General features: G+C 66.8%; 17 protein-coding genes and 1 riboswitch. Of the genes, 4 read left to right on the top strand and 13 right to left on the bottom strand.

The window, feature by feature from the left end:
• Positions 1-3 precede the first annotated feature (3 nt).
• Positions 4-987, top strand: coding sequence for an allantoicase (alc, locus tag NY08_RS20905; RefSeq protein WP_032395180.1), 984 nt, complete (start codon positions 4-6; stop codon positions 985-987).
• A gap of 144 nt (positions 988-1,131) precedes the next feature.
• Positions 1,132-1,605, top strand: coding sequence for a YbaK/EbsC family protein (locus tag NY08_RS20900; protein WP_045198563.1), 474 nt, complete (start codon positions 1,132-1,134; stop codon positions 1,603-1,605).
• A gap of 20 nt (positions 1,606-1,625) precedes the next feature.
• On the opposite strand, the gene NY08_RS20895 is transcribed toward NY08_RS20900, so the two are convergent.
• Positions 1,626-2,126: a hypothetical protein gene (locus NY08_RS20895; protein WP_045198561.1), complete on the bottom strand. Its 501-nt coding sequence runs from the start codon at positions 2,124-2,126 to the stop codon at positions 1,626-1,628.
• Between the two features lie 155 nt (positions 2,127-2,281).
• Positions 2,282-3,613, bottom strand: coding sequence for an aminotransferase class V-fold PLP-dependent enzyme (locus NY08_RS20890; RefSeq protein ID WP_045198559.1), 1,332 nt, complete (start codon positions 3,611-3,613; stop codon positions 2,282-2,284).
• A gap of 54 nt (positions 3,614-3,667) precedes the next feature.
• Positions 3,668-3,783, bottom strand: a riboswitch (SAM riboswitch).
• 212 nt (positions 3,784-3,995) lie between these two features.
• Between NY08_RS20890 and NY08_RS20885 the strand changes: the two genes are divergently transcribed.
• Together NY08_RS20885 and NY08_RS20880 are read left to right on the top strand one after the other, a co-directional pair.
• Positions 3,996-7,940 (top strand): Pls/PosA family non-ribosomal peptide synthetase, encoded by a 3,945-nt coding sequence (locus NY08_RS20885; RefSeq protein WP_235387266.1) that lies wholly within the window; start codon positions 3,996-3,998, stop codon positions 7,938-7,940.
• Positions 7,941-7,946: 6 nt separating this feature from the next.
• Complete coding sequence (locus NY08_RS20880) at positions 7,947-9,284, top strand: M1 family metallopeptidase (protein WP_045198557.1); 1,338 nt, start codon at positions 7,947-7,949, stop codon at positions 9,282-9,284.
• Positions 9,285-9,370: 86 nt separating this feature from the next.
• Here NY08_RS20880 and NY08_RS20875 read toward each other — a convergent pair whose 3' ends face one another.
• The 11 genes from NY08_RS20875 to NY08_RS20825 all read right to left on the bottom strand — a co-directional run bounded on the left by NY08_RS20875 (position 9,371) and on the right by NY08_RS20825 (position 17,850).
• Entirely contained in the window at positions 9,371-9,565 is a 195-nt protein-coding gene (locus NY08_RS20875) for a hypothetical protein (RefSeq protein WP_045198555.1), read from the bottom strand.
• A gap of 59 nt (positions 9,566-9,624) precedes the next feature.
• Positions 9,625-10,245, bottom strand: coding sequence for a hypothetical protein (locus NY08_RS20870; protein ID WP_045198553.1), 621 nt, complete (start codon positions 10,243-10,245; stop codon positions 9,625-9,627).
• Positions 10,246-10,308: 63 nt separating this feature from the next.
• The gene (locus tag NY08_RS20865; RefSeq protein WP_045198550.1) at positions 10,309-10,923 is read right to left on the bottom strand and encodes a hypothetical protein; all 615 of its coding nucleotides are present in this window, start codon (positions 10,921-10,923) and stop codon (positions 10,309-10,311) included.
• 52 nt (positions 10,924-10,975) lie between these two features.
• Positions 10,976-12,226, bottom strand: a complete 1,251-nt coding sequence (locus NY08_RS20860; protein ID WP_045198549.1) for an MFS transporter — start codon at positions 12,224-12,226, stop codon at positions 10,976-10,978.
• Positions 12,223-12,870 carry a GntR family transcriptional regulator gene (locus NY08_RS20855; protein ID WP_176459167.1) on the bottom strand — a complete coding sequence of 216 codons (648 nt, stop codon included), beginning with the start codon at positions 12,868-12,870 and terminating at the stop codon, positions 12,223-12,225. The genes NY08_RS20860 and NY08_RS20855 overlap by 4 nt, the downstream gene beginning before the upstream one ends.
• A 155-nt stretch (positions 12,871-13,025) precedes the next feature.
• The gene (locus NY08_RS20850; RefSeq protein WP_032395188.1) at positions 13,026-13,223 is read right to left on the bottom strand and encodes a hypothetical protein; all 198 of its coding nucleotides are present in this window, start codon (positions 13,221-13,223) and stop codon (positions 13,026-13,028) included.
• A gap of 112 nt (positions 13,224-13,335) precedes the next feature.
• Positions 13,336-13,746 (bottom strand): DUF2752 domain-containing protein, encoded by a 411-nt coding sequence (locus NY08_RS20845; protein ID WP_045198545.1) that lies wholly within the window; start codon positions 13,744-13,746, stop codon positions 13,336-13,338.
• Positions 13,747-13,765: 19 nt separating this feature from the next.
• A complete protein-coding gene (locus NY08_RS20840; protein ID WP_045198544.1) occupies positions 13,766-14,107 on the bottom strand; it encodes a cupredoxin domain-containing protein in 342 nt (113 codons plus the stop codon).
• Positions 14,108-14,129: 22 nt separating this feature from the next.
• The gene (locus tag NY08_RS20835) at positions 14,130-15,104 is read right to left on the bottom strand and encodes a HEAT repeat domain-containing protein (RefSeq protein WP_045198542.1); all 975 of its coding nucleotides are present in this window, start codon (positions 15,102-15,104) and stop codon (positions 14,130-14,132) included.
• A 9-nt stretch (positions 15,105-15,113) separates the two neighbouring features.
• The gene (locus NY08_RS20830) at positions 15,114-15,758 is read right to left on the bottom strand and encodes a HEAT repeat domain-containing protein (protein WP_045198540.1); all 645 of its coding nucleotides are present in this window, start codon (positions 15,756-15,758) and stop codon (positions 15,114-15,116) included.
• 34 nt (positions 15,759-15,792) lie between these two features.
• Positions 15,793-17,850: an FUSC family protein gene (locus NY08_RS20825; RefSeq protein ID WP_045198539.1), complete on the bottom strand. Its 2,058-nt coding sequence runs from the start codon at positions 17,848-17,850 to the stop codon at positions 15,793-15,795.

Below are 17,850 nucleotides of genomic sequence, written 5' to 3'. Positions count from 1 at the left end.
CCCATGACCGCCAACTTCCCCTTGCCACTGCCCGATCTCGCCGTCCGCACACTCGGAGGCGCAGTCGTGTGGGCGAACGACGAGACGTTCGCGGAGAAGGAGAATCTCGTCCGGCCCGGAAAAGCCGACTACTCGACGGCGACGTTCGGACACAAGGGCCAGATCTACGACGGGTGGGAGACACGACGCCGACGCGAGGCCGGCTACGACGAGGCCATCGTTCGTCTCGGAGCGCCGGGTGTCGTCTCGGCGGTCGTCGTCGACACCGCGTGGTTCACCGGAAACTATCCGCCGGAGATCTCGATCGAGGCCGCCGAGGTCGACGGCTTTCCGTCACCGGAGGAGCTTCACACCCAGACGGAGTGGACCACGATCGTCCCGCGCAGCTCGGTCGACGGCGACAGCGAGAACAGGTTCACCGTCGCCTCCGATGCTCGGTGGACGCACGTGAAGCTGTCGATCTATCCCGATGGCGGAGTGGCGCGGTTGCGGGTGCTCGGCCGCGGCAAGCCCGACCCGAAATTTCTCGCTGCCGGGCCGGTGGACCTGGCTGCACTCGAGAACGGCGCGTACGTCTCGGCATGCTCGAACATGTTCTACAGCTCGCCCAACAACCTGCTCTTCCCCGGACCCCCACGGTCGATGGGTGAAGGCTGGGAGACCTCGCGTCGACGCAACGAGGCGAACGACTGGGTTCAGGTGCAGCTCGCCGGCACCGGGCTCATCTCTCTGGCCGAACTCGACACCACCTGCTTCCTCGGAAACGCGCCCGGTGCGGCGTCTCTGCGTGGCCGGCTCGGCGACGGCGAGTGGATCGAACTGTTGCCACGTACGACGCTGCAGCCCGACACCCGGCATCGCTTCGTGCTCACCCACGACACCCCGGTCTCCGAGGTGCGCATGGACATCTTCCCCGACGGCGGGATGGCGCGATTGAGACTGTTCGGTGATCTCGCGGGAGTGGAGCCTGCAGGAACGACCCAGTAGGGCGGGAGTGGAGCCTGCAGGAACGACCCAGTAGGGCGGGAGTGGAGCCTGCGGGAACGACCCAGTAGGGCGGGAGTGGAGCCTGCGGAACGACCGGATAAGCAAGCATCTGCGTAAACGGTCGCGGGGCAATAGGGTTGGCACATGACCCGGCTACTTCATCCGAATGCAGCCCATGTTGCCGACACTCTGATCTCTCGCGGCCATCACGGTGTGGTGGTCAACAGCCCTGAGGGCACGCACACCGCCGCCGATGCTGCCGCGGCGCTGGGCGTCGAAGTGGGTGCGATCGTGAAGTCGATGGTGTTTCTGCTCGACGACGAGCCGGTACTGCTACTGGTTTCCGGTGCCCACAACGTTCATCTCGAGCACACCGGTGAGCGTCTGGGCGGGACGTTGATGCGCGCGCCCCTGGACACGGCCAAGCACGCAACCGGGCAGCCGATCGGGGGCATCGCACCGGTCGGCCACCCCACCAATCTGGACACGTTCGTCGACCAGGATCTGGCCTGGTACGCCGAGGTGTGGGCGGCCGCCGGTCACACCAACACGATCTTTCGGTCCACGTTCACCGAGTTGGTGCGCATCACCGCGGGTCTGGCGATCGACGTCACCTGACCCTGCCCCGCTGTCGGGGCTCAGGACGCGAGTGTCGGGGCGATCGGTGCGCCGAGGACCGAGTCGACGACGTCGATGTCGAGTCGGGTGCCGCGCGATTCGAGCAGCGGCAACACTGCGTTGTTGATCAGTACCGACTGGCGAGCGACATCGCCTGGCACCGTCAACGTCACGCCGTCGGCCACATCGGCCGCGGTGACATCGGAGATCAAACTGGCCAGGCCCGCCGGTGTTCCGACGTAGCGGATGGACGCCGGGCTGGTCGGCGCGTCCAGTGCGGCGAATTCCCGACGTGCAGTCCGCGCATCGGTTGCGATGTGGACCTCGAGGTCGAGAAACACTGCTGCGCTGACGGCAGATTCGCCGCGCTCGATTGCCTCGGCCCGCACCCGGGCCCGGTGTTGCTGGGATTCGCGCAGGTCGGAGGCCTGGATCCGGACTACGTCACCGTCCGACGGCAGGGTCAGTTCGGTCCAACCTGCAGAGAATTCGACGGCGACACGGGTGAAGTTGTGCGACATGAGTGGTGGTCCTGTTTCTGGAAGTCGGTGAACGCATTCGGTCGGAGCGGAGCCGAACTCGAACACGACCCGGACGCAGTGCGGCACAGATCCACGTATCTGTTGCTCCAGTGACGGTTGCCCGTCCACACGACACTCACGGTCATGACGCCATGCTAACGGCCTGCGGGGCTGCATGGGGATCCAACCCCGGCGGCCCCGTCGGCCAGCTCGGGGAAGGGTCGCGGGTCGGGTACGGGGTTCCACCAGCCGGCATCCTCCGCGTAGTGCCAGTTCGGTCCCGACTCGACCAGGGCGGCGAGAGCGTCGACGAGTCGGTCCACATCGGCCGACGAGCTGCCGAGGCCGATGCTGGCTCGAACCGCTCCGGCCGCGTGCCCCAGCCGGCTCAGCAGGGGGTGTGCGCAGAACTTGCCGTCGCGCACGCCGATTCCGTGTTCGGCGGACAGGTACGCGGCCACCTCACCGGGATCGCGTCCGGCAACGGTGAAGGTGACGATGCCGACACTGTCGGGCGCGTCGGCCCAGACCCGGAGCTGCTCGACGCCGTCCAGATCCGTCAGGCCGCGCCGCAGTCGGGACGACAATTCCTGCTCGTGCGCCTGCAGCTCGGCACCGTCGAATCCGGCGATGGCCTCGCAGGCCGCGGCGAGAGCGGCGACCCCGAGCACGTTGGGCGTGCCCGCCTCGTGCCGCTGCGGTGCCGGGGCCCAGTCGGTGTTGTCGATGCTCACGCTGCGCACCGCGCCGCCGCCGGCCAGGTGCGGCTCACCGGCGTCGAGCCAATCACGTGTGCCCACAAGCACTCCCGCGCCGAACGGGGCGTAGAGCTTGTGGCCGGAGAACGCGAGGTAGTCCACGCCGAGTGCGGCGATGTCGACCCGCCGATGCGGAACCAGCTGGGCACCGTCCACCGCGATGCGTGCGCCGTGCCGATGCGCCAGTGCTGCGAGTTCCGCGATGGGAAGTACCTCACCGGTGACGTTCGATGCGCCCGTGATCGCCAGTAGTGCAGCAGGTTTCGCGGCGAGCTCCACGTCGAGCCGCGTGATGGTCTCGGCGAGGGTCGACGCCGCCACCACCACTCGTCGATCGCGCCACGGGAGCAGGTTCGCGTGGTGTTCGATGTCGAGTACCACGGTATCGCCCGGCACGCAGGCGGCCAGCAGGTTCAGCGAGTCGGTGGTGTTCCGTGTGAACACCACCACCGAATCACTGTGCGCACCAACGAAATCAGCGACCGTCACCCGAGCCTTCTCGTACGCCGCCGTCGAGACCCGTGAGGCGTAGCCGGCACCCCGATGCACGCTCGAGTAGAACGGCAGCAGTTCGGCGATCCGATCGGTCACCGCGTCCAGGGCCGGCGCGCTGGCGGCGTAATCGAAGTTCGCGTAAGTGCATGTGCCGCCGTGGACCAGCGGCACCTGTAGATCCGTGCCCGAAACAGGGGCAAAAGGAGCACAGGGGCGGGAGAGTACAGATGTCATGACAGATCAAGCCCTCACGTTCGAGGGACCCGCAACCGAAGGACGTGGTGAACGAGTCCGCGCTTGCCGCGCCGGTTTTCCGGCATCAGCCTGGTCGTCACCCGGAGCACCCCACCGCGGAGGAGGGTTGCCGACCAGCTAGCCGGGGCTTGATGCTGGTACTCGTGACCGTGGGAGAGACACTCGCAAACTCGCTGCCGTTTTGTCAAGCCGGGACTCGCCCCTGCGCCGCAGTAGGATTCCCGCGGTGGGAAGGCGCGCTCGTTCACCTGCTGGCAAACAGAACGTGAGATAACCAACGGCGCTGCTGCTCGCCAGCACCACAGAATCACTTGCCAACGCAGAGTTACTTGCAACGAACGAGAAGGACGCCCGGTTGTCTGTGCATCGAGAGAACGATCTGCCGGGTTCGAGCGCGGACACAGCACCTGCCCCGGCGGCGTTTCTTCGCTCGCCGCAGGCTCCACCCGCCCGGACGCTCATCGACATCCTCCGCGACACGGCACATCGTTTCCCCGACGCCCCCGCGATCGACGACGGTGCCGTGTCGGTCAGTTACTCCGAGTTGTTGGACGATATCGCCGAGGGCGCTCAGTGGCTCGCCAACGCCGGTGTCAGGCGCGGCGATCGCGTCGGAATCCGCATGCCGTCGGGTTCGTTCTCCCTCTACGTCGCGATCCTGTCGATCCTCGCGGTCGGTGCTGCCTACGTGCCGGTGGACGCGGACGACCCCGAGGAGAGGGCCGAGTTGGTCTTCGGCGAGGCGCAGGTGACGGCCATCGTCACCGCGGGCGGAATCGCCGCCGGTACTGCCCCCAAGCAGGACGTTCCTCAGCACGACCTCACCGAACACAATGCCGGACCGCCCACCCCGCAGGACGACGCGTGGGTCATCTTCACCTCGGGTTCGACGGGCACTCCCAAGGGCGTTGCCGTCAGTCATCGCAACGCAGCGGCGTTCGTCGACGCCGAGGCCCGCATGTTCCTGCAGAAGGATCCGCTCGGTCCGGGCGACCGAGTGCTGGCCGGATTGTCGGTGGCGTTCGACGCGTCGTGCGAGGAGATGTGGCTGGCGTGGCGGCACGGCGCGTGTCTGGTTCCCGCGCCCAGGTCTCTGGTGCGGTCCGGCTTCGACCTCGGCCCGTGGCTCGTCTCCCGCGACATCAGTGTCGTCTCGACGGTCCCGACGCTGGCGTCGCTGTGGCCCGCGGTGGCTCTGGAAGCGGTGCGGCTGCTCATCTTCGGCGGCGAAGCCTGCCCGCCGGAGTTGGCCGAGCGCCTCGCCGTCGAGGGCCGTGAGGTCTGGAACACCTACGGCCCCACCGAGGCGACGGTCGTCGCCTGTGCGGCGATCATGGACGGCAAGGGTCCGGTCCGGATCGGGCTCCCCCTCGACGGCTGGGACCTCGCTGTCGTCGACGGCTCCGGCACCCCGGTGCAGGTCGGCGAAGTCGGCGAGCTGGTCATCGGGGGCGTCGGACTCGCTCGGTATCTCGACCCGGCCAAGGACGCCGAGAAGTACGCGCCCATGCCGTCCCTCGGGTGGGAACGGGCGTATCGCAGCGGCGATCTGGTCAAGCTGGAGCTCGAAGGTCTGTTGTTCCAGGGTCGCGCCGACGACCAGGTCAAGCTCGGCGGTCGACGCATCGAGCTCGGCGAGATAGACAATGCGCTGCAAGCACTTCCGGGCGTCGGCGGTGCGGCGGCCGCCATCCGCAAGACGGCTGCCGGTAACTCGGTGCTCGTCGGGTATCTCGCGAGCACCAACCCCGATTTCGATCTCGAAGCCGCTCGCGAGTTGCTCGCCGAACAGTTGCCTGCGGCGCTGGTTCCGCGCCTGGCGTTGGTCGACGAGATGCCAACGCGTACCTCGGGCAAGGTCGACCGCAATGCCCTGCCGTGGCCCCTGCCCGGCATGGCGGGTGCCTCCTCGCTCGGCGGCACGGCGGGGTGGGTGGCCGAACTGTGGACCAACATCCTCGGCGCGCAGATCGCGGACGAGAACGCCGATTTTTTCGCCAACGGTGGCGGTTCGCTGTCGGCCGCGCAATTGGTGACGGCGCTGCGCGAGCGGTTCCCCGAGATCACCGTCGCGCAGCTCTACGACCACCCGCGGCTGGGTTCGCTGGCGCAGTATCTCGACGACCTGAAGCCGGTCGTCGAGGCCGTTCCCCGTGAAGTCGCCCCGACCTCGCGCACCGCGCAATGGGCGCAGATCGCTGCAACCGTTCCGTTGACCACCCTGACCGGATTGCAGTGGGTCACCTGGCTCGGACTGCTGTTCAACGTCATGTCCTGGTTCGGCGACGTGCCCTGGGCTCCGACGCTGTCCTGGTGGTGGGTGCTCCTGGCATTCGTCCTGTTCATCACCCCGGTCGGCCGCATGGCGATCTCGGTGATCGGATCGCGCATCCTGTTGGCCGGGCTGAAACCGGGCGCGTACGAGCGCGGCGGGAGTATGCACATCAGGCTTTGGGCCGCAACGAGATTGACCGATGCCAGTGGTGCGTCGAACCTGTCGGGCGCACCGTGGATGGTCTACTACGCGCGCGCTCTCGGTGCCAAGATCGGCAAGGGCGTCGACCTGCACACCCTGCCGCCGGTCACCGGCTTGCTCGAGTTGGGTGACGGCTGCTCCATCGAGCCCGAGGTCGATCTGTCCGGTCACTGGATCGACGGCGATCTCGTCTACATCGGCGGCATCGAGATCGGTGCCGGTGCCACCGTCGGTGCCCGCTCGACGCTGCTGCCCGGCACCAAGGTCGGCAAGAACGCGGTCGTCACGGCAGGCTCCGCCGTCGTCGGACGCGTGAAGGCCGGCCAGATGTGGTCCGGTTCGCCGGCTCAGAAGGTCGGCAAGGCCGATCATCCGTGGCCCGCGGAAGCTCCACCACGCGCAACCCATTGGGTCTTCGCCTACGGCGTCGCATCTCTGTTCCTGTCCGGCATGGCTTTGTTCTCGATCGGCGTCAGCCTGGTGCTGATGGGCTGGTGGATTCACACCGCCGACTCCGTGCTCGACGCCTTCGAGCGTGGTCTGGTGATGTTGCCCGTGGCGACGCTGGTGTCGTTGGCGGTGTTCGCGCTGATCACCGTCGTTGCGGTGCGGGTGCTCAGCATCGGCCTCGTCGGCGGCTACCACCCGGTGCGCAGCCGCATCGGTTGGCAGGTGTGGGCCACCGAGCGCCTGATGGACTCGGCGCGCACGTTCCTGTTCCCGCTCTACGCGTCGCTGTTGACGCCCCATTGGCTCCGGCTGCTCGGCGCGAAGATCGGCAAGGACGTCGAGGCGTCGACGGTGCTGATGATCCCCAAGTTCACCACGGTCGCGGACGGCGCATTCCTCGCCGACGACACCATGGTCGCCAGTTACGAACTCGGCGGCGGCTGGATGCATCTGGGCGATGCGAAGGTGGGCAAGCGAGCGTTCCTCGGCAATTCCGGCATGACCGGTCCCGGCCGAACCGTCCCGAAGAACGGTCTGGTCGCCGTGCTGTCCGCCACTCCGGACAAGGCGAAGTCCGGCTCGTCGTGGCTCGGCAGCCCGCCGGTGCGACTGCGTCGAGCCGCCGGTAGCGCGGACTCGTCACGCACGTTCGATCCGGCACGCAAGCTGAAGGTCGCCCGCTCGCTCGTCGAGACGTGTCGGTTGATTCCCGTCGTCGTGACGTTCGGCATCGGACTCGGAGTGTTGTTCGGGCTGACCGCCGTCGCCGACGCCGTCGGATATTGGTTGGCGGCACTGGTCAGTGGCCTCGTGCTTCTCGTCGCCGGTTTCGTGGCCGCTGCGGTGTCGGCGTTGGCGAAGTGGCTGTGGGTGGGCCGGATCGGCAAGACCGATCATCCGTTGTGGAGTTCGTTCGTCTGGCGGAACGAGGTGGCCGACACCTTCGTCGAGACCGTCGCCGCGCCGTGGTTCGCGCGCGCGGCCGAGGGCACAGCGGTGTTGAACATGTGGTTGCGATGGCTCGGTGCCGATATCGGCCGCGGAGTCTGGTGCGAGACGTACTGGCTTCCCGAGGCCGATCTGGTGACATTGGCCGACGGTGCGACCGTCAACCGAGGGTGCGTTGTGCAGACGCACCTGTTCCATGATCGGATCATGTCCATGGACACGGTCGATCTCGGTAGAGGCGCAACACTGGGACCACACTGTGTCGCGCTGCCTGCATCGGGAATCGGTGACGGCGCGACGGTGGGGCCTGCCTCCCTGGTGATGCGCGGTGATACGGTTCCCGCGCATACTCGTTGGCAGGGCAATCCGATCGCGCCCTGGGCCAAGGGGGATCCCTTCCCGCGCATCCGCGACGACCGAAACGAGGGGTGATCTTTCGTGCCAGACAGGCTGGTGGCACCGGTGTTCGACGTCGATGCCAGCGACAATCCGATCGATACATACCTTCCGCAGAACGGAAATCGGGGCTACCGCGTCTCGCGCTACGAACTCGATCTCGAATACAAGGTCGAGAGCAACCGGCTGACGGGCAAGGCGAAGATCACCGCGGTCACCACGGCGACGGTGTCGAAGTTCGCGTTCGATCTCGGCCCGGCGATGAACGTGTCGAAGGTGTCGGTCAACGGCTCGCGATCGGTGAAGTTCAGCCACCAGCGCGGCAAGCTGAAGATTACGCCCGCCAAGCCCATCGCGTCGGGCGCGGCACTGGTGGTGACGGTGTCGTACGGCGGAACCCCCAAGCCCATCAACGGTTTCTGGGGTGAGGTCGGCTGGGACGAGCTCGCCGAAGGGTCGATCGTCGCCAGCCAGCCCAACGGGGCCGCGTCGTGGTTCCCGTGCGACGACCATCCGGTGTCCAAGGCCAGCTACGGCATCACCATCACCACCGATTCGCCGTACTACGCGGTGGCCAACGGAACGTTGGTGCGCAAGCAGACTCGCGCCAGCCGCACCACCTGGGTGTACGAGCAGCCCGAGCCGATGGCCAGTTACCTCGCGACCATTCAGATCGGTCCGTACGAGCATCGCATCGTCAGCCCGGGACCGGTGCCAATGAAGGCCATCACTCCGCCGCGCCTGCGCGCGCAGTTCGATCACGACTTCGGTCGTCAACCGCAGATGATGGATACGTTCGTACGGCTGTACGGCCCTTACCCTTTCGCGTCGTACACCGTGGTGGTGACCGACGACGATCTCGAGATTCCGATCGAGGCGCAGGGGCTGTCGATCTTCGGAGCCAATCACTGTTCCGGTTCCCGGTACTACGAGCGTCTCGTCGCGCACGAGCTGGCGCACCAGTGGTTCGGCAACTCGCTGACTCTCGGCAAGTGGGCCGACATCTGGCTGCACGAGGGATTCGCCTGCTACTCCGAGTGGATCTGGGCCGAGAACTCCGGCGGCGCAACGGCTCACGACAAGGCAAAGCGCGCACACACCATTCAGCGCGGACTGGCCATGGACCTACAGCTCAGCGATCCCGGGCCCGCCCGCATCTTCGACGACCGCGTGTACAAGCGCGGTGCACTGGCACTGCACGCCGTGCGGCGCACCATCGGCGACGAGCGCTTCTTCGGACTGATCCAGGAATGGACCTCCAAGTACCGCTACTCGACGGTCGCAACGGCGGACTTCACCGACCTCGCCTCCCGCTTCGGGTGCCCCCGAAGTCTGTGGGACGCATGGCTCGTGGACACGCAGCTGCCGTCGTTGCCGTAGTTCCAGCGTCGCCAATCGGCTCCCCAGTTTCCGATATCGGCCTGCAATCGAGGGCCGGAATCCAAGTCTGGGGAGCCGATTGCCCGCTAGACCCGGCGACGGCGCTTCTGCGCGTAACCGATGGTCAGGAAGCCCACCGACATCAGCGCGACAAGATTGATCGGCGACGCGATGGCGCGGCCGACACTCGCATCGAGTGCCACGACCTGAAACAGCACCCAGAACACGATGACGCCCAGCACGGCGAAAATCGGCCAGGGGCCGGAGTAGTTGTACTTCATGTCCGCTCCCGTCGTACGAGGTGGGTACCCGCTCCACGGTACCCACCGCATCGGCTGCGTCAGCGATACCCGAGCGACAGGGCGAGGCCTGCCACGGTGTAGCCGTACATCGCCGACGTCGCCAGTGCCTGCAGCCAGAAACCTCTCGGGAACGACGCCGCCCAGCGTCCCTTGCCGTCCAATTGCAGATCGCAGGGGAAGTCGCTGATGGCCATGGCACACGACGGTTGCTTCGAGTGCGCGAGCACCACACCGTTGGTGAACGGCAGTCCCCGAACGAACAGGTGCCCGCGCGCTTCCCCGGCCCGGTACCGAACCGTGGATTGAGTGACAACCCCTGTGTACCAACGTCGTTGGACGTTCCATCCCGTGGCGTGCGCGAGGCGAAGGTTACGGTCGCCGCGCAGAGCGGTGTCCACGCTCTCGACGTCGGCGATCACTCCCCACCGCAGCATCGATACCCACCAGGCAATCCGTCGGCTGCGAAACGCCAGGGCCCCGAGCAGAACGATCGCGAAGACGTACGGCACCACCATCGGATATTCGGACCAGCAGGCGGCCGGCACGATCACCGCGATCAGGAACCAGTACGCCTCGCGCCGGTTCCATACGGTCGCACCCGCGAGCGCCACCGTCGGAGGTACCCGATGCGGCGGGACCGTGCGCGAGGACTGCAGCATGATGCCGCTGATCCTAGAGCCGAACGGGTCGGCTCGCAGCGACCCGAGCGGATCGGACCTATGTCATGGCGCGGGAGTGACCTCGGGGGGAAGAGGCCGGGCAGTGTCGCTCAGCTCCCCCGGCTCGTAGACGTCGAACGGGGCGTCGACGGTCACAGTTCCGGCGCGCTCGAACTCGAAACTCACAGGGATCGATGTCCCCGGCGCAAGTTCTCCGTCGGTCAGCTCGAGGGTGACGGTGAACGGCCGGTCCGTTCCGTCGTCTCCACCGTCCGGATTCTCCACCGGCTGGCCGGCTGCGATGGACGTCTCGGGTTCGATGACGAGCTGGTCCGCGCTGGCGTCGATCGTCACCGAAGACGCGGCGGGAGAGGATATCTCGAGCAGACGATCGGTCCCTGCCCCCGCGGTGTTCACCGCCGTGAACTCCAGGTTTGCGTTGCCGTACTCCGAGGCGGAACCTGCGGACGTGGCACCGGTGAGCTCGGCCTGCAGCGTGACACTCTGCAGCTCGATGCTGCCTGCCTCCTCTGCTGCGCCGGTGTCCTGCGCGATGACCGGGTCGTTCGAGCAGCCGGCCAGCGCGCCGACGGTCACGAATGCGGCGAGTGCCGCAGTCATCGAACCGGAACCGACGGGGCGACGCCGACCGGCGCAAGCATGTCCGTTGATTTTCATGCGCGGTGCCTACCCCCAGCGTCATCGGACGAAACGGTGGTGGCACCGGCCCCTACGGCAAGTGAGCAGATGTCTTCGACCGGACCACCAGTCCGCACAGCGCCGCCATCACTGCGCCGAATCCGAAGATGATCGGATACGTGACCACCCCGGGCCAGGTCTCGGTGAGAGCCGACAGAACGGCAGGCACCGCGAAGCCCAGGTAGGTCAGCGAATAGAACACCGCGGTGAGGCCGGCGAGGTCGTCGGGGCCCGCAATGCGTTGCACCTCTTGCAGACCCGAGACCAACGCCATGCCGTATCCACAGCCGAGGACCGCTGCCGCGATCAGCGCCGCAGCAATGGTGAGCACCGACGCCGCCCAGGCAGCAACGGCCATGCCGACCACCAGGAGAGTGAGTGCAACCAGTGCCCCTCGCGCGTTGGCCGGTGTGTCGATCCGACGTCCGACGGCCTGAATCGCGAAGCCGGAGCCGAGGGCGATCACGGCCATCGCAGCGGAGAGCGCGACGGGGTAGCCGCCACCGGGCTCGTCGGCCAGAGCATCCGCCATCAGTGACGGCAGCACCGCGTAGGCGACGCTCGCGGCACCGAACACCCATGGGGCCAAGGGCAACACGACGAACAGGAATCGGCGATGCGATGCGGACGGAATCCTCAGGTCGTCGAGCAGCCGCTTGTTCTTCGACGCTGTTGTGGCAGCGCGTGTTTCGGGCACCGAGAGCATGCCGATACCGGCGGCGATGCAGATCAGCACGTGCACGCTGTAGGCGAGGTGCGTCGGCCAGGGTGCCCATTGTGCGAGCACGCCTGCGACTCCGGCACCGAGGGCGAAGCCGGCGGTCAGCGACATCGCGGCGCGGCGCGCTCCGGCACCGGGCTTGGCGGTGGAGTCGCGACTCGAGAGTTCCTTGACCCAGCTCCCGCCCACGGCCATACCGATTCCGAGCGCGATGCCGCTGAGTACACGGCCACCGAAGAGCATGTAGGCGTTGTCGGGTCCGAGCGCGATCAGAACGGACCCGGCCGCGGCAATTGCGGGGGCGGGCAACATGATCGGGCGTCGACCGAGCCGATCCGAGAGCGGACCGCAGATCAGCATCGCCGGAATGATGCCCAGGACGTAGGCGAACAGGAACGTATCGACCACAACGGCCGAGAAGCCATGATCGAGCCGATACATCACCAGCAACGGTGTGAACTCGTTGCCGCCCCATGCCACGGCGAACATGCCCGACGCGACCAGCAGCCAGCGTCGTGCAGTCAGCTCGAGGTCTCGATCGTTCGTGAGCGTTTCGCTCATCGTGCTCCCCCTCTGTCCGGTCGTAGGCCGTGCACCCCGAGCATGTGTCGTTCGACGGCCTGCTCGAATCCGTCTGCGTCGCCGGCCTCGATCAGGTCTGTGAGTCGGCGATGGTCGTCGACGATGCGCGAGATCTGACCCGGATCACGCGTCACCGAGGCTGCCGTCATCCGCCGCTGACGCTCGCGAAGTCCGTCGTAGAACGCGTCGAGCAACGGGTTGCCGCCGGCGTGGACCACGGTGCGATGGAAGTCGGCGTCGACGGCACTGAATTGTGCGGCGGTCCCGTTCACGGCCAGCTGCTGTTGTAGCTGCAGGTTCTCGCGCAGGGCGGCCACCACGGATTCGCGGGCACTGGCGTCCGCGATGAACGCTCGGACGCTGCCCGATTCGACCAGCCTGCGCGCATCGACGACACTCTCGGCTTCACCCACCGCGATCGGCACCACCAGTGCCCCACGCTTGGGATACAGGCGCATCCATCCTTCGACCTGAAGCCGCAGAAATGCCTCGCGTACGGGAGTGCGACTGATCTCGAGGCGCGACGCGATCTCGCCCTCACTGACGAGCTCACCGCCGGGAAGCTCCCCCGAGACAATGAGCTCCTTGACCGTCGCATACGCCGTATCGGCGGCAGATCTCATCTCGGACACAACATAGATACTAGATGCACCTCAACTGTGCACCAATTTCGGCCACCCCAGAAGTCCACTCAACGTGACATCGACCGTCGAAAAGGCCACTGAACGTCACATTGACTCCCCAAGGGCGGCGGGGCGGCGGGGAGGGGCGGGGTCGGTCAGGGCACCCAGTGCCGTGCGGCGATGTCGTCGATCACCGGATCCCCGTCCTGTGCCGCGTCGAGTGCGTCGAGGTCGTCGCGCAGGGCGTTCAACCGTGGGTCGTCTCCCTCGGCCTGTTCGGCGGCGGTGCCTCCGTCGTCGGCGAGTTGTGCGAGGAGTTTCGCGCGGACGCGATCCCGCAGAGAGTCGCTCATTCGTCGTCACCTTTCTTGAACACGCGGCGGGCCGTGGGGATGAGCGCGATGAGCACGCCCAGCAGCACGATGATCGAGAAAATTTCCAGCAGCACAGCTACTCCTAGTCGTGTCAGGTCGGGGCGATCGCGGTGCCCCATGGGGTGTTGCGCACCACGGTGAAGACGGTCAAAAGGGCGAGCACCACAGCGGCGGCCAGCCGATTCGGGCCAGGCAACGTCAGAGGTATCTGCATCCAGCGAGCCCTGAGCCACAGGCCCCACAGTCCGACGGCCACGACGACGCACATCACCGCAACGACATTGCTCGACGCGGCCGCGGCGACATCTCCGCGAGTGAGGTCACCGAGCGCCCTGGTCGTGCCGCATCCGGGGCACCACAGTCCGGTCAGAGCGTGGAACGGGCACGGCAGATACGTGGACGTGCGGGGGTCGCGAACGTGAAGCAGTACTGCCCCACCGATGGCGGCAGCGGCCACACCGAGGGGTGCGACGATGCTGCGTCCTCGGGTCGGTGCCGTCATGCCCCTGAGCCTAGGAGTTTCAGGGCTCGACGACGATGGATGCCGTCATGTCCGGATGCGGAGTGCAGTGGTACGTGAAGGTGCCCGCGGTGTCGAAGGTGTGCGTGAACTGTCCGGTTTCCATGATCTGACTGCGAAACGAGTTGTCGTCGGCGACGACGTTGTGGGCCATGCCGCGGTCGGCGAACACCCAGGTGACGGTGTCTCCCACCGAGATCGTCAACGTCTTCGGCGAGTACATCCGATCGGCGACGGTCACCTGGTTCTCGGCAACGGGTTCGACAGGTGCGGCGGGGGTGGTTGCGGTGGAGCACGCCGTCAACGTGATCGTCAGGACTGCGAGGAGTCCGAAAGCCTTCATACCGTCGACGGTACCCAAAGGGTCATTCCCGTCGGCCGAGCACGTATTCGGCCGTCAGCGCGATCGAGCGGTCGGTGTCTCGGGTCAGCTCCCGCAGGGCGCGCGACGCTGCCTTCCCCGGAATACTCGCCAGTGCCTGGGTCACCCGCAGCCGCGTCGACGCATCACTCGGCCCGTCCATCAGTGCCGCCACGATCGAGTCTGCGGGTCCCAGCATGCCCAGGGCATCGGCGGCGTCCACGTCGTTGGTGCCCTCGAAGACCATCTCGATCAGCGTCGGGATCGCGTCGGCCACCCCGCGCGCACCGAGTTCCAGCGCCGCGATCCGCCTGACCTGGTCGTCGTCGTGAGTGAGCGCCTCTCGCAGCACGTCGGTGGCGTCGGGGTGAGCGATCTCGACGACGGTATCCACCGCGCGGCGTCGAATCTGGGGGTCCGGTGAACCGAGACCCTGCCGGAGCACCTCGAGAGAATCGCCGCCCGACTGCGCGAGTGCCCATCGAAGTGCCCCCGCAACGTTGGGCGCGGGCTCACGCAACACAGCTTCGGCCAACGCGTCCGCAGGGATCGGCCGATCGCCGACCGAGGCCAGCGCCGCTGCCTGTCGGGTCCCAGCACTGACCGACTGCAGGTCACCGAGCAGCGCGACGGTTCCCAGTACGTCCTCCCAGTCCTCCGGCCGCGCGTCGCCGATTCGACGCAACCGCGTGAGCAACTCGGCATCGCGCGCGATGCGCTCCTCGGCTCGGGCGGCGAGCTCGTCGACGAGTCCGGAGGCCGCGAAACTCGGGTCGTCGAGCGCGCGACCGACGTCGTTCAGCGACAACCCGAGCGAACGCAGGGACTCGACGTGGAACAGGCGTCGAACATCCTCCGGCGCGTACTCACGGTAACCGGTGCTGCTGCGCGAGGTGGGGCGCACGAGCCCCAGCCGGTCGTAGTGCCGAAGCATGCGCGCACTGACGCCCGACCGCTGCGCCACCTCACCGATCAACATCGCTCCATCTCACCCCGTCGTGTCGTCTACGCCAAGGGCATCGATGCGCTTGGCCTCGAACACTGCGAACCCCGCATCCGGGTCTCGGAGCAGCGCCTCGGTGGCCAGCGCGTGGGCACGAACCGAATCATTCGTGCTCGACGCGGCCCGGCGCACCATCGGTTCGATCACCGATCCGAGCGCAACCAGCGCACGGCTCAGGCTTCGCTGAACGTCGTACCCGCCTCGACCGAGTTGGGTACCCAGCATCGCCGCCAACTGCCCTTCACTACCGATCGGCACCAGGACCACCGCGGCTCGCCATGCGCTTCGTGCCACCTCGTCGTCGGGGTCGGAGATCAGATCCTCAGTGATCACCGGCCACGCCGACGGGTCCTCGATCTTGGACAACGTGTGCAGCGCCTGGCTGCGAGCCAGAGCTCCACCGGATCGCACCTGATCGATCAGCCGCGGAACCGTCAGCGACGCGGGGTGGCGAATCAAGGCCCAGGTCAACATCTCCCGCACCTGAAAATCGGGTTCGACGGCGCACCGCTGCACCAGGGCGTCCAGAAATTGCGGATCCGGTGTCGTACCGATGTCGAGCGCGGCCCGCAGCCGGGCCGACGGATTGCTGTGCTGAAGTGCCCCACCTACGAGATTCATCGAGTTCATGACGGTCAGCCAAGACCTTGTCACGGTGTGAAGGTCAAGCCCGAGTCAACACATCGGCGAGTGTTCGGTTCATCGTGTTCAGTGCCCGCACCGCGCCGCGCAGCGGACCGGGCGCGTTGGTCGAGGTGAGCAGTACATCCAATACCGTTGTCTCGGTGATCTTTTCGGGCGGTTCGACGTGATCCCCGGCGACAACTGCCTCCACCTGGCGTGCGGTCTCGCGTACCAGGGCCGCGGCGTCGCGTAGAGCTCCGGCGGTCTCTGCCGAGGGTGCCGTGTCCGGGTCGGCACGCGAGGCCAGCACACCGGCCCGGGCCAGTGCGTGCGCTGACCGACCGCTGACGGCCAGCACCCGTAACAGTCGCTTCGCGCCGCGTCTGCTGCGGGTCGTCGGCCCGAGTACCAGCGGCTTACCTGACGTCAGAACGTCTTTGAGGGCGTTGTCGAGTGTGCGCGTCGACGCCACCAGGTCGGTTGCACCTCCCGGCTCGAGAACGGATTCGACACTGGACTCGATCAACGCATCCAATTGCTCGAGGTAGCTGTCGACGTTGCTCACCAGTGTCTTTCGGGTGCTGGTCGAGAAGATGAAGTAGGCCGACGCCATTCCGACGGCACCACCGACAGCTGTCTCGACGATGCGAAGCTCGAGCACCTCGATACTGAACGTGCCCAGCAACCCGTAGAGCATCGCGAGCAGGATGGTCACGAAGAACGACAGCAGCGCATACGCGACCGTCACCAGGTAGAACGCGAAGAAGACGCAGACCACGATCAGCACCAGTTGCACGGGCTGGTTGCTGCCCACCAACGCGGCGATCACCACCCCGGCGAGCACGCCAGCAATCGTTCCGAGAACGCGTTGGCCTGCCCGCGTGAGGATTTCACCCCGAGTCGACGCCCCCGTGAACACCAGGAAGGCCGTCAGCACCGCCCAGTACCAGCGGTCGGGAGAGACGAGTTCACCCAGTACCGTTGCGGCACTCGTGGCAACGGCTACCTGAACGGCGGCCTTGGTGCTGGGATGCAGACCACTCGGGGTGTCCTCGGCCGCGGGTTCGGACGGGCCGATATCGGGGGCCGTCGACGCCGAGACGGCGTTGGTGGTGATGTGATGAATGGCTATGTGCGCCTGGACGGCTCGCTGCGCGGACACCGTCGCGATTCCGGCGGGGGTGGACGGATCGGCCCGCTCGGCCGCTGCCGCCGCCAACCGTCGAGCGGCCCGCAGCTGCTCCGAGGACGGCGTGTTCTGCAGACACGATCCGAGCGCGGTGGTCGCCTGCCCCAGGGCCGTCGGCCACGGCTTGGTGGGATCGAGAGCCCACAGTGAGCTGACGAGTTGCTCGGTCGCGATCTGGGCGTCGAACACTCGGAGCGACAGATCGGCGCTGGTGACGCTGAGCAGCCGTCCGGCATCGTGTCGGTCGAGCCAGTCGTCGATCATCAGTGCGGTGTTGCCGAGCCGGTCGAGTCTGCGGCGCACCAGGTTCAGGTCGCGGCTCTGCCCTGCCGAGGCCGCCTCGAGCACCGAGGCCGATACCGCTCGCATCGCGAACAGCAATCGGCGCACCTCCACGACCGGCCGGTCCGGGAAGACGACGGCCCGCACGAACAGCGCGATCAGCAAGCCGCCGAGGATGGCCGCGATCAACATCGGCAGTTGCTCCGGTGTCGCGCGCAGGAACAGTGCGAAGAAGTACGAAATGAACGACACCATCCCCAACGCCGTTCCGCGAGGGCCGAATCTGCGCACCCACACCGCCGTGAAGAGGACCGCGATGAATCCGACGTCGGCCACCTTGCCGAGTTCGGAGAGCAACGCCGCCAACGTCACTGCCGCCGATGCAGGCAGTGCCATCAGCGCGGTGGTGATCAGCCGACTGCGTTGATCTCTGTCCTTCACCGCCGCCGACGCCTGCATCGCCACGACGGTTCCGAGCATCGCCACCGTCACCGGTTGGCCGATGGCGCGTGTGGTCAGCACCAGCGTCACCATCGCCAACAGCACCGTCAGCGTCGTAGCCGACGCACTGCGCAGCCGTACCTGCCCCGGGTCCGAGGCGTCGAGGATCCGGGCGAGGCGCTTCAT

The sequence above is a fragment of the Rhodococcus sp. B7740 genome (assembly GCF_000954115.1).
In the GTDB taxonomy this organism is placed as follows: Bacteria; Actinomycetota; Actinomycetes; order Mycobacteriales; family Mycobacteriaceae; genus Rhodococcoides.
The sequence above is the reverse complement of the archived record's forward strand: the minus strand, read 5'-3'. Positions and strand labels throughout refer to the sequence as shown.

What these genes read in the sequence shown, in the direction of transcription:
- alc (WP_032395180.1), top strand. Translation starts at nt 4, where the DNA reads ATGACCGCCAACTTCCCCTTGCCACTGCCCGATCTCGCCGTCCGCACA.
- NY08_RS20900 (WP_045198563.1), top strand. Translation starts at nt 1,132, where the DNA reads ATGACCCGGCTACTTCATCCGAATGCAGCCCATGTTGCCGACACTCTG.
- NY08_RS20895 (WP_045198561.1), bottom strand. Translation starts at nt 2,126, where the DNA reads ATGTCGCACAACTTCACCCGTGTCGCCGTCGAATTCTCTGCAGGTTGG.
- NY08_RS20890 (WP_045198559.1), bottom strand. Translation starts at nt 3,613, where the DNA reads ATGACATCTGTACTCTCCCGCCCCTGTGCTCCTTTTGCCCCTGTTTCG.
- NY08_RS20875 (WP_045198555.1), bottom strand. Translation starts at nt 9,565, where the DNA reads ATGAAGTACAACTACTCCGGCCCCTGGCCGATTTTCGCCGTGCTGGGC.
- NY08_RS20870 (WP_045198553.1), bottom strand. Translation starts at nt 10,245, where the DNA reads ATGCTGCAGTCCTCGCGCACGGTCCCGCCGCATCGGGTACCTCCGACG.
- NY08_RS20865 (WP_045198550.1), bottom strand. Translation starts at nt 10,923, where the DNA reads ATGAAAATCAACGGACATGCTTGCGCCGGTCGGCGTCGCCCCGTCGGT.
- NY08_RS20860 (WP_045198549.1), bottom strand. Translation starts at nt 12,226, where the DNA reads ATGAGCGAAACGCTCACGAACGATCGAGACCTCGAGCTGACTGCACGA.
- NY08_RS20855 (WP_176459167.1), bottom strand. Translation starts at nt 12,870, where the DNA reads ATGAGATCTGCCGCCGATACGGCGTATGCGACGGTCAAGGAGCTCATT.
- NY08_RS20850 (WP_032395188.1), bottom strand. Translation starts at nt 13,223, where the DNA reads ATGAGCGACTCTCTGCGGGATCGCGTCCGCGCGAAACTCCTCGCACAA.
- NY08_RS20845 (WP_045198545.1), bottom strand. Translation starts at nt 13,746, where the DNA reads ATGACGGCACCGACCCGAGGACGCAGCATCGTCGCACCCCTCGGTGTG.
- NY08_RS20840 (WP_045198544.1), bottom strand. Translation starts at nt 14,107, where the DNA reads ATGAAGGCTTTCGGACTCCTCGCAGTCCTGACGATCACGTTGACGGCG.
- NY08_RS20835 (WP_045198542.1), bottom strand. Translation starts at nt 15,104, where the DNA reads ATGTTGATCGGTGAGGTGGCGCAGCGGTCGGGCGTCAGTGCGCGCATG.
- NY08_RS20830 (WP_045198540.1), bottom strand. Translation starts at nt 15,758, where the DNA reads ATGAACTCGATGAATCTCGTAGGTGGGGCACTTCAGCACAGCAATCCG.
- NY08_RS20825 (WP_045198539.1), bottom strand. Translation starts at nt 17,850, where the DNA reads ATGAAGCGCCTCGCCCGGATCCTCGACGCCTCGGACCCGGGGCAGGTA.